Consider the following 12,034-nt stretch of genomic DNA (forward strand, 5'->3'; position numbering starts at 1 on the left):
TAACAATATTACAAATTTTTTCAGAGTGTCGAAAAAGCCTAAGAAAAAGATAATGCCGATAAGTAAAATTTACATACCGGCATTATCTCTATTTTTTCTGCAACTTAACTTCTACAGACTATCTTTTCACATATGTTCTTACGAAATTTAGTCCTCCGCGAGCGCAACTACTGGCGAAGACTTTACTGCTCTACGAGCTGGAAGAACGCTGGAAAGAAGCGCTGCAAGCAAAGCGATTAGAGCAAGAACCGCGTAAATAGTCCAATCAATTACAAACGGAACTTTGCCAATTGCGCTAAACACCATGTAGGATCCAATCCACCCAAACGCTGTTCCAACAATCAAGCCAGAAACGGTGCTTGTTAAGGAAATCAACGTTGCTTCCAACGCAAGAGATCTTCTAACCTGTCCTCTTGTCATGCCGATTGCTCGCAAAGTTGCAGATTCTTTGGTTCGCTCAATAACAGACAAGCTTAATGTGTTTGCAACACCTATTAAAGCAATCACAACAGCTACTGCTATTAAGCCAACAAGCAACATCATCATTACGTCGATAGCACTTTCCCACTGCGCTCGCTGGAACACGCTTCCACCAGCCATAACCTCCGCATAGCTAGATGTAATATTTCTAATATTCTTAACAATATCTACAAGATTAGCTTTGCTAGAGTCTACCGAAATAAGCAGAATATGCGTTGTAGGCTTAAGGTAGTTATTGAAGTAAGATTTGCTCACAAAAGCAGTATTCCTTGAATATATATTGACATTCCTATACTTCTTAAACTGAACTTGCTTTACAGTAATGCTCTTATCGTTATTACTCGGGTCTGTATTCATTCCGGTAAATGGCGTAATATCATCACTGTCTGTTTCACCAGAACTGTACTTTTCTACATAAGCTTGTAGATTAAGGTTTCCTTTTTTAAGTTCAAAGGGTTCTCCCCCTTCTTCGTTAAACTTAGGCAAAAGCACAGAATCTTTGTTTATATTAACGCCATCAAGATCAGTGTGCATTACATTTTTAAGTTGATTTACATTATCAACTCCAGCTGCCATAGCATACTCAGTTTTGCCCTTAGCGTTCTTAAAAGTCATAGGAACTGCAGGAAGCAACTCAGTATGCTTTATTCCACTAATCTTTGAAATGTCGGCAGCTAAAGATTCATCAACATTCTTGCCTTGAATAATAATGTCAACACTGTAATGGTCATCAACAACACCTTTAAGAGTTGCTTTACCACAAATTGCGCCCGTTACTACTGTAGAAACAAGCGTTACTCCAATAAGCAAAGCTGTTCCAGTTGCTGCAACTCTTCTAGGATTTCTTTGCACGTTTGCATTAGCAACTTTAGACGCGGGCCCACAAAGCGCCATAATTGCTCCAGTTGCCTTCATAGCAAACGGCATCCAGAATGTTGCTGTAATAATAATGCCAATAAAAACAAGCGCACAACCAAACATTGCTCCAAGCAAAGTCATCCAAGAGTCAGAACCAGCAGTAGGCGACTTACCCGCAATCATGCTTGCCAAAGAAGTAGCACTTAAAGCCGTAGCTAAAATACCTACAACAATAAACAGAACGCCAAAAACAGCGCGAATAATGCTTGCACGCTTATCTTTAATCAAATCCATTGGTCGCAGCGCTTCCATAGGCGTTACTTTTGTAGCAGATCGAGCAGCACTCATAGATGCAAGAACTGTTACAATCGTGCCAATTGCTATTGGCCACACAATTGCCGGAAGTGAAACAATCAAAGGAATCTTAGATAACGGTCCAGAATTAATATTCACGTTACTAATTGCGCCCATAAATCCTATTGCGCAAAGCACGCCAACAGCCGCAGAAATAACTCCAAGTATTGCGGCTTCAAGCAAAACTGCTGCATAAAGCTGGTGCGATTGTGCGCCGATTACGCGCAAAAGTGCAAGAGTGCGTCTGCGTTGAGCAACCAAAACTTGAAATGTGTTTGCTATAACAAGCGAAGAAATAAGCAACGCTAGGATACCAAAAGATAGCAAGAACATGGTTACAAAATTAGTGCCGTTAGACACATTTCGAACAGCTCTTACGCCAACTTCATGCCTAGACATAAGAGAGAATCTCGAAGGAAGCAAAGAGTTAATCTTAGGAGATAAATCGTTTATTTTAGATTCATCAATACTCATGTACACTTTGCTTTGCACAACTTCATTGTCAAAATTCTTAAGATTGTTGAGTTTTGCACAAAAATCATTCGTTACTCCACCAAGATACGTGCCGCGATTTGAAACTGGTATTTGAGAATGTTCTCCATCGTCTACAAGACCAACCACACGAACATCGTACGATTTTTCTTTATCTCCGCCAGTGTCATCTACTTTAACCAAAGTTATAGTATCGCCAATGTTTGCATGTATTGATTTTGCAATACTTTTAATAAGCGTAATTTCGCCTATTTTTTGCGGATCTCTACCTTCTGTTGATTTATAAACAGGAAGATTTCCATACAAACCACTAGACCAAGCAATACTTGTAACTGATTTATCACCTTTTTCCACTCTTACAAGCGCAGTCGCATCGTCACTACGAATACCGTTGATACCAGGCATCTTCGATATTTTGTCTAAATGAAGGTCTTTGTAATGAATTTCACTACTCGGAGAGCTGTTAGGATTTTTAAATGAGATTGCATAATTTGCGCTACCGAATTCATTTGTTGCGTTACGAACCATCAAGTCATCAACGCTGTTTGCAAAAAGCAAAGTAGCGCTCATAAACATGCTGCCTATAAGAATTGCAATTCCAGAGGCGATTAGCATGCGCACGCTTTTACGCATAAGTTTTAGTGCGATTTTCCACATTCTAACTTCACCACCTTTTATTGCAATTGAGCAGGCTGATTATTAACGCCAGCCTCGCTGCGTTCCATAAGCATCTTGCTCATTCCTTCTGCAGTAGGATTTTGCACGTCTTCAACGATTTGACCATCTGCAAACACGATTGCTCGATCCGCATAAGACGCTGCAACAGCGTCGTGAGTAACCATAATCACAGTTTGACCAAGTTCCGTTACAGACTTCTTCAAAAAATGCAAAACTTCTGAGCTGGAAGCAGAGTCAAGATTACCGGTAGGCTCATCCGCAAAAACTACGGAAGGCTTAGAGATTAAAGCTCGAGCAATTGCAACGCGTTGTCGCTGACCGCCAGAAAGCTCAGCAGGCCTATGCTTTAAGCGATCTTGCAAGCCAAGAGTTAAAACCAAAGTATTAAACCATTGCTTATCTGGCTTTTTGCCTGCCAAAGTAAGAGGCATAAGAATATTTTGCTCAGCACTAAACATTGGAAGAAGATTAAAACTTTGGAAAATGAACCCAACCATTTCGCGTCGCATAAGCGTAAGCTGTTTATCGCTCATTCCTGTAATATCTAGGCCATCTACCAAAACTTTTCCAGAATTAACGCTGTCAAGACCAGCCAAAGAATGCATTAAAGTTGACTTTCCAGAGCCAGACGGGCCCATAATCGCAGTGAACTTGCCGCGCTCAAAGCTAACACTAACGTCTCGCAAAGCGTGAACAATGCCTGCACCCTTGCCAAAATCTTTAACAACATGCAAAGCTGCAACTGCCGTCTCACCAATCAAGTTTTGGTTAAAATCTGCTCTAAAATCTAAAGCATTTTCTTGCTCGTATGAGCTTGTTTCGTACGGACTGTTCATAACTGCTCCTTTTCTTAAAAAGTAGTAATCGCATAGTTATCTACTGCTAATACTTAAATTTACGTGAAAAGACTGCTGGTTACTATCGTGCGTAAGGCGGAAATTATTGAGAAAAAATTAGCATCTCATCCTAAAGTATGATGCGTAAATTTACATAATGTATAAAAAATCGGAGCACATACAAATACGAATGCGCTCCGAATAAAATGGTAATGGATCTTYWKGAATANTTTTTAATWCGATCTTTGAATCCTTTGCCACGGTCGCGAGTAGAAGCCGCTCCAGGAATACCTTGCAAAACCAAAACTTCACCCTTTTCGCCCATACTATTAGCTAGCGTGTCAGCAGCCTGAGCACCACCAGCAACGTTATCGGAAGCAATATGCGAAGTAACTTTTTCACCAGTTACAGAACGGTCAACAGAAATCACAGGCAAGTTCGCGCTTAGCAACGGGGCAACTGCAGGACCAGCAGCATCAGAATCTACAGGGTTAATAATAACAGCTTTTGCACCTTGTGATTGAGCATTCTGCGCTTGATCCTGCTGCTTTGCAGAATCATTCTGAGCGTCGGAAACTTGCAAATCAACACCAAGTTTCTTTGCTTCAGCTTGGGCACCATCACGTAAATCCACAAAGAACGGATTATTCAAAGTAGAAACTAGCAATGCGACTTTATCGCCACCATTAGTACTACCACATGCACTCATGCTGACAATAAGTGCAGATGCTGCTGCAACCGCGCAAGCAATCTTTACGCCTCGACGCATAATTGGATAATTCATCATATCTCCTTTGATTATTGCCCTGTGCTACCGCAAGTTTTTAGTTCGATAAATCCACAATGTTGCAGTGACATAAGGCTGATGTTTCACCATCTCTTTACCTTATTGTTACGTAGTTTTGAGTTATAAAGTTCAGTTATAATATTCCAAATCGTTTCAATTCTTGCTGAAAATATTGATTACTCGCCACTTACGAATCAACATTTGCAAGATTCACCTCCTTCCTACGAGAAGATCAAGTTTATAAAAAGTATTAATTTGCTGTCAGTGCGTATCTTCCTTGCGGCGCAAAGTGTCAAGGCTCACAGCAAAGGCAATAACCAAACCAATAACTACTTGCTGCCAGAAGGAGGAAACATTCAAAATATTCAAGCCATTACGAATTACAGCCAGCAAAATTGCTCCTACGAAAGTGCCAGAAATCTTACCTTTACCGCCTGAAAGCGAAGCACCACCGATAACAACAGAAGCAATAGCATCCATTTCATAGCCAGTGGCGGCCTGAGGCTGAGCGGAATGTAAACGACCGGCAATAACTAAACCAGCGATGGCAGCGAAAATACCGGAAAAAATAAACACCATAATTTGTGTTTTATGAATATTGATACCAGAAAGGCGAGAGGCCTCCATATTTCCACCAACAGCATACATAGAACGACCAGTAGTGGTGAAGTTCAGTATTACTGCAGCAATAACACCCATGATAATCATCATCACGATTGGCATTGGAATACCTAATATGTTGGCACCAAAGAAATTCACCATGCCAGAGGTAGAAATAGGACGACCGTCTGAAACAACAAGGGTAAGTCCACGCGCAACAGACATCATTGCCAATGTAGCAATAAACGATGGTAACTTAAGAAAAGCGTTCGCAACACCTGAAATAAGACCAAAAAGCGCACCGGTTACTATACCTACAACAACAGTTAACACTGGCGGCAACCCCATAGAAACGCCTGTATACGCAACCAACATGCTAGAAATTGCAGCCACCGCACCTACTGACAAATCAATACCAGCGGACACGATGACAAAGGTTTGACCGAATGCCAAAATAGCAACTGTCGCAGCTTGAATACCCACATTGAGAATATTCACACTTGTCAAAAATGCTGGCGTGGCGCACGAAAGCGCAGCACACAAGATAATCAAGCCGATAAGAGCGCCATTACGTGACGCAAACTTTTTCGCTGCAGGCAAAAATCCTTTATCAACTGCACCGTATCCCAAATGCTCAGATTTTGCACTACTCGTAGCAGCCATAATTTATACTCCTTTAACAAATTTTGCTATAACTCACTGCACTACTGTGTGCAATAAATTGTTGTATGCAAGTTTTACGTTTGATTGGTAACTTTAATTTTTAAGATTTCAATATGGCTCATGTATCAGTTTCATATTGAAAGCAGTAAGGTTTTACTCATTCCTGTATGCTCAAATACCAGATGTATTAAGGTGAGTCACTGCAAGCTCCATCACACTTTCCTGCGTAGCCTCGCTTGCAGCTAATTCACCGCTGATTCTGCCGTTCGACATCACCAATACGCGATCTGACATGCCAAGCACTTCAGGCAAATCTGAGGATGCCATCAGCACAGCACCTCCATTTTCTACGATACTGTTAATCAACTCGTAAATTTCTACACGAGCACCAACATCAACACCACGAGTAGGCTCATCCAGCAATAGCACTTTCACGTTCGCCATAGACCATTTGCCGAACACGATTTTTTGTTGATTACCGCCAGATAGCGAACCAGCGGGTTGATCAATGTTTGCCATACGAATACGCAATTTTTTTGCAGTTTCTTCTTCGCGAGTACGCTGCCCTTTCAAATCCGCAAATCCTGCATGTGCTGTAGGAACTAATGTAGAAATTCCCAAATTTTCTGCAACAGATGCTTCAAGAATCAACCCTTGTACTCGACGATCTTCTGGGACTAAACCAAGACCAGCTGCGATGCTTCCTGCAATATTCGCTTTCGCAATAGATTTACCATCAACAGTTATTGAACCTGAATCATAACTATCTGCACCAAATATTGCACGAAGAACTTCGGTACGACCAGCACCTACCAAACCTGCAAGACCCACAACTTCGCCAGCATGAACGCTGAAGGATACATTTTCTAACGTACCTTTTCGCGTTAAGCCTTCTACTTTTAGCAGCTCTTTGCCTTGACTACGTTTGCCATGAGGGAATTGATTTGTAATATCACGACCTACCATGAGTTTTACAAGTTCCTTCTCAGGAACTTGCGCATCAACAGTATCGACGTATTTGCCATCGCGAAGTACAGTTACAACATCACCAATACGCGCAATTTCATCTAAATGATGAGAAATAAACACCATTCCAACATTTTTGGATTTTAAATCTTCCATAATGTTAAATAACTGTTCACATTCTGGTTTTGTTAGAGCAGCTGTTGGTTCATCAAGAATAAGGATAGATGCATGTTGCATAAGTGCTTTGGCTATTTCTACCATTTGTTGACGAGCTACACCAAGTTGTCCCATTGGCTTATTGACATCTTCATCTAAACCGATAACTTGCAATGCAGATTCCGCACGAGCACGCATCGTCGCCCGACTAACAAAACCAGCTTTCGTAGGAAGCATACCAAGGAACAAATTTTCCATAATAGAAAGTTCTGGCACCAAATTTAACTCTTGGTGAATCACAGCAATGCCCAATTTGCGAGCAGTATCCACATTAGGAATTCGCACTGTTTCACCATTGATCTCAATATGACCTTTATCTGGCTGATAAATGCCACTCATCATCTTAATAACTGTTGACTTGCCCGCACCATTTTCACCAAGGAGAACATGCACTTCACCTGGTTTTACTGTTACAGACACATTGTCAACTACCGTAGAATTACCGAATATTTTCGATACTCCTACTAGCGATAGTTCCGTCATGTCCTACCTCTTTCTTCGCTACAGCACCACTGCTGCCACGAAAATGCAATAAATTACGCTACATTACGCTTGTACTTTGGATGAGAATTATGCCGCAATGTGCATGCAAAAACGTAACAACAACGGTACGCTCAGGCGATTGCTGCACACGCTTACAAAGTCACGGTACAAAAATCAATAACAATAGTGTCAAGCTATAGAATAACAGCCTTACAGCTACGCATTTCCTAACGATTCACGCGGAATATACATAGTTTCTACTCGCTGCGATTGAACATCAACATTATGTTCTAACATATCCAAAAAAAGTGCAGCACTAGTACGACCAATGCGCTGAACTTGTTGCGAAATAGTAGAAATACGCGGCGTTGCTAAGCGGAATATTTCAACATCATCAAACGAGATAAGTGAAATATCACTGCCTATCACTAATCCTTCACGAGCCATTACATCCATCACTCGCAGCGCATCTGGCGAATAGCCGATAATAAGCGCTTTTACACCAACGCTAATCATGCGATGCAACACGCTAGCACATGAGGATTGTTCAAATCCCGTAGATTCTACAAATACATGTTCTTCGCCAAATATCTCCGAAGCCACTGTACGAAATACTTGTTCACGTTCTTGCAGTGACGGTGAAGCGATAATTGGACCCGACACGTAGCCAACTGAGCAAAAACCATGTTGTTTAACATCCAATAATGCGTCACGAATACCTTGCTCTGGATCCGAATCCACAACTGGCACATGCGTTAAATCGCCAGTCCGAGGTTCCACATGTCGATCCATAAACATAAGTGGAAGATGCTGCTCCATCAACATTCTCATAGCATCAGTTTCCTCACCTTGAGGCACAATAATCGCACCATCAATGCGTTGAGAAAGAATACTTGTAATGAATGAATCTTGACGAGCTGCACTCTCAGAAGATGTTCCAATAAACGCACAATAGCCGGCATCAAACAACGAGTCTTGCACAGTATACGCAAGCTCAGCAAAATACGCATTGCGTATATCTGGCACAAGTAACCCCACTGTCTTAGTACGAGATGACCGCATCGCCTGAGCGCGAGAATCTGGTATATAACCTAGTTCCGCAACTGCACGCTCAACTTTCGCCTTAGTGTTTGCCGATATACGACCCGTATTATTCAATGCGCGAGAAACAGTTGATACTGATATACCAGCACGTTGCGCAACATCGCGAATCGTAATGTACGACATGACACCTCCAGCTCATCTCTTATGCTCAACCAGTGTTAACAATTTTGCACTGTTATCGATATGTTTTGATTTTAGCTTGTACTCCATGTTTTATACTACGTTTTTCCATATACTCCTCTCGTCGGAGAAAAACAGCACTATGCAACCATGCATAAGAGCCTCTGTGCAATCTTATTCTCAACGAGCAGCTTCATCAGCGCTGAATAGAATCCGCAAATTGAGATAACGTTCCCACAATTGTCGGTTTCTTCAACTTACCTCATGCGGTAACGTTACCGCAACTATAACATTTTGTTAGAATGAACACAAGGGGAACACGCTAAAAATTACTTTTCATGCACTGCGCTATCTTGAATTAAATGCAACATTAAAAAATAATGCAACACTTATCTAACGTTGATGCGCAAAAAAGTTTCGCAAGAGCCTAGCACACTCAGATTCGCATACTGAACCAATGACTTCCGGGCGTGAGCCAACATGAGGATCTCGTAAAATATCCCACACAGACCCACACGCACCAAGTTTGGCATCCCACGCCCCGAAAATCACGCGTTTAAGACGCGTTTGCAGCACAGCCCCAGCACACATGGGGCAAGGTTCAAGAGTTACTACCAGAGTACAGTCAGATAGATTCCAAGATTTACGCGAGATAGCAGCATCTTTCATAGCAAGCACTTCAGCATGAGCCAAAGGATCAGCACTCTGCTCCCGCATATTTGCGCCTTTGCCAATAATATTACCGCCACCATCAAGCACAACTGCTCCAACTGGAACTTCGCCTGCAGAAGCAGACTCTCGAGCCAAATTCAAGGCTTGATTCATTGCAAATACTATCTCATCGCGCATATTCATGAAATCACTTTACAGATTAATTTACAGATTAAGAAAAAACAAAATCGAATAAATTTACATAAGCCCAGAAGAAATATCGTGAGTTACGAACCACTTGCGAATATCGCCAATTTCGTTCATATCAACAGCGTGATCCAACCCGCGATAACGACGTTCTTCAAGCCAAGTGTGCTCCTCAAGCCACGCTGCAGCAGCCGAGAATTCGTAAGGAGGAATCACGCCATCCTCTAATCCATAGCCGAAAAATACAGGAGTATTACGCTCAGCTAAATCGTCATCTTTTAAAGCAATTTCAGATGCAGAAGCAGGAACATCAGGAGCTATGAATCCGGAAAGCGAAACGGCTGCACGGTAGCGTGAAGGATTCAAACGCAAAACATGCACTGCGAGCGCAGCTCCTTGCGAAAAACCAAATGGCACAATGTCGCGATTTGCTGGAATATTTTCACGCACCCACTCGTCGATTGAGACAGCAGCAGCATACATGTCGTAATCTAAATCTTCTCGCTGCGGCACAGCATCGTGGAACCAACTGTAAGCACCTTCTGCCAGCTTAAGCGGAGCGCGTAAAGCAATTGCATCATTATATGGTGCCACTACTCGCAACAAATCCAATAAATCTTCCTCATTAGAGCCCCAACCGTGAAGAAGCAGAAGCAGCGGATGCGTTGGATGAGCTGAAGCATCCCCTTGCGAATACTGTGCATTTGTAACTTTTAAAGGCTCACCAAAATAACCAGGCACAACATGCGATTCACGACCGATATGAGATTTGTAAGAATTGTTATTTGCATTATTGGTATTTAGTTCATCGTTAGCGTTCATTACATCACCGTCGCTTGTAATAAATAGAAGTTTGTACAATACTCGAGAAGTTTGTACAACATTCGCACTTTTTGCACTGCAGTTGCAATATAGTTGCTTTATATTTGCACTATACTTGCACAAAAGGCCAGAATCGTAAGAGGCAAAACCCTTGCAATTCCAGCCTTTTTGACGAGTGCGAACGGCGGGACTTGAACCCGCACGAGCATACGCTCACTGCCACCTGAAGACAGCGCGTCTACCATTCCGCCACGTTCGCATACAAAGTGCAAGGCTATCATATTTAACATAAATTCGCAATATTTAGCCTAGCATTTTGCGCTCAAAACTACTCTCAGCCTTTTGCACCTTTTTCGTAATAATGAGCAAGAGTTTCATCGCGAAACTCTTCAAAATATCCGCCGTCAATAGAAGCTCGAATATCGTCGAGCAGCTTCACAAAGAAACGCTCGTTGTGAATAGTTGCAAGCGTAAATCCGTTCATTTCACTAGCGCGCAGCAAATGATCCACATACATTCTGGAATAATGCGTACAAGTGTAGCAATCGCAGCCTTCTTCAAGCGGACGCTGATCATGCTTAAACTCAGCACGTTTTACGTTGTAGCGACCATGTCGAGTAAAAATTGCGCCGTTCCTTCCGCAACGAGCAGGAGCAACACAGTCGAAAGTATCTCCACCATTCTCAACACACGCAAAAATATCGTCAACTGCGGCAATACCAAGCACGTGACGAGGTCGATTTTCCGGCATAGCATCGCAAATCCATGCGCAAGTATCACCAATAATCCGCTTCTCAATAGCGCCGCCGATTCCAACTCCATCAAAATCTAAAGAAGCAATTTCTTCAGCTGCATGCCTACGCAAATCCTCATAATTCGCGCCCTGCACAACGCCGTATAACGCTTGATAAGGCTTGCCAACGCGCTCCTGCGTTAAACGCTGATGTTCAGCAACACAACGCTTAGCCCAGCGGAACGTACGCTCCACCGATTCCTCCTGGTAGCGACGCGTATTCATCAAAGTAGTAAGCTCATCGAAAGCAAACATAATATCCGCACCCAGCTTATGCTGGATTCCCATAGAAATTTCAGCACTAAAACGGTGCTTGGCTCCGTTAAGAGGAGACTTAAAAGTTACGCCATCCTCGTCAACAAAAGCCATACGCTCCTTACCTGCTGCAATAACATCATCCGACTTCATGCCGGTAACGTCCATTGCAAGAGTCTTCTTAAAACCAGCACCTAAAGAAAGAACCTGAAAACCGCCAGAATCCGTAAAGGTTGGCTTATCCCAGTTCATAAACTTTCCCAATCCGCCAGCTTCGTCAAGAACATCCGCGCCAGGACGTTCGTACAAATGAAAAGCATTTGAAAGCATGCACTGAGCACCCAAATCCTTAATGCTTTCTGGCAACACTGCCTTCATTGCAGCTTGCGTTGCAACAGGTACAAATGCTGGGGTCTGAATATCCCCATGAGGCGTGTGAATTACGCCGGTGCGCCCATAGCGAGCGCCGTCACGACCTTTACCTTCAGCAGTATTGGAAAGTCGCGTTTTAGTTGTAAACGAAAATTCTTTGCGGTCACCAGGTTTCCCCGGCTCAGCTCCGCGTGGATGTTCAAGAAGACTTGTCATAGCATTTACTTTATTAGAAGGCATGACGAGTATAAATAAAAACACGCACAATTTATATTTTTATGTGGCAATATCCAAATT

At 42.5% G+C, this 12,034-nt stretch carries 8 protein-coding genes, 1 tRNA gene and 1 pseudogene; all 10 read right to left on the reverse strand.

The genetic code is table 11. From position 1 onward, the window contains the following. Nucleotides 1-147: 147 nt before the first annotated feature. The 10 genes and pseudogenes from A5294_RS02870 to tgt all read right to left on the reverse strand — a co-directional run bounded on the left by A5294_RS02870 (nt 148) and on the right by tgt (nt 11,977). Nucleotides 148-2,841, reverse strand: a complete 2,694-nt coding sequence (locus A5294_RS02870) for an ABC transporter permease (RefSeq protein WP_064340419.1) — start codon at nt 2,839-2,841, stop codon at nt 148-150. A gap of 17 nt (nt 2,842-2,858) precedes the next feature. After that, complete coding sequence (locus A5294_RS02875; RefSeq protein WP_004106907.1) at nt 2,859-3,698, reverse strand: ABC transporter ATP-binding protein; 840 nt, start codon at nt 3,696-3,698, stop codon at nt 2,859-2,861. 223 nt (nt 3,699-3,921) lie between these two features. Then, nucleotides 3,922-4,485: pseudogene (locus tag A5294_RS02880) on the reverse strand (substrate-binding domain-containing protein); the annotation flags it as partial. A gap of 261 nt (nt 4,486-4,746) precedes the next feature. Then, a complete protein-coding gene (locus tag A5294_RS02885; RefSeq protein WP_004106187.1) occupies nt 4,747-5,748 on the reverse strand; it encodes an ABC transporter permease in 1,002 nt (333 codons plus the stop codon). A 171-nt stretch (nt 5,749-5,919) separates the two neighbouring features. After that, nucleotides 5,920-7,413 carry a sugar ABC transporter ATP-binding protein gene (locus tag A5294_RS02890; RefSeq protein WP_032842457.1) on the reverse strand — a complete coding sequence of 498 codons (1,494 nt, stop codon included), beginning with the start codon at nt 7,411-7,413 and terminating at the stop codon, nt 5,920-5,922. A 216-nt stretch (nt 7,414-7,629) separates the two neighbouring features. Continuing rightward, nucleotides 7,630-8,640 carry a LacI family DNA-binding transcriptional regulator gene (locus A5294_RS02895; protein WP_004106183.1) on the reverse strand — a complete coding sequence of 337 codons (1,011 nt, stop codon included), beginning with the start codon at nt 8,638-8,640 and terminating at the stop codon, nt 7,630-7,632. A 390-nt stretch (nt 8,641-9,030) separates the two neighbouring features. Further along, the gene (locus A5294_RS02900; protein WP_004106182.1) at nt 9,031-9,492 is read right to left on the reverse strand and encodes a nucleoside deaminase; all 462 of its coding nucleotides are present in this window, start codon (nt 9,490-9,492) and stop codon (nt 9,031-9,033) included. A 54-nt stretch (nt 9,493-9,546) separates the two neighbouring features. Then, nucleotides 9,547-10,317, reverse strand: coding sequence for an alpha/beta hydrolase (locus A5294_RS02905; protein WP_032842459.1), 771 nt, complete (start codon nt 10,315-10,317; stop codon nt 9,547-9,549). A 176-nt stretch (nt 10,318-10,493) separates the two neighbouring features. Further along, nucleotides 10,494-10,576: transfer RNA gene (locus A5294_RS02910), tRNA-Leu, on the reverse strand. A 75-nt stretch (nt 10,577-10,651) separates the two neighbouring features. After that, a complete protein-coding gene (tgt, locus tag A5294_RS02915; RefSeq protein ID WP_004106178.1) occupies nt 10,652-11,977 on the reverse strand; it encodes a tRNA guanosine(34) transglycosylase Tgt in 1,326 nt (441 codons plus the stop codon). Between the last annotated feature and the right edge of the window lie 57 nt (nt 11,978-12,034).

This window comes from Gardnerella sp. 30-4 (genome assembly GCF_001641215.1).
Lineage (GTDB): Bacteria > Actinomycetota > Actinomycetes > Actinomycetales > Bifidobacteriaceae > Bifidobacterium > Bifidobacterium leopoldii.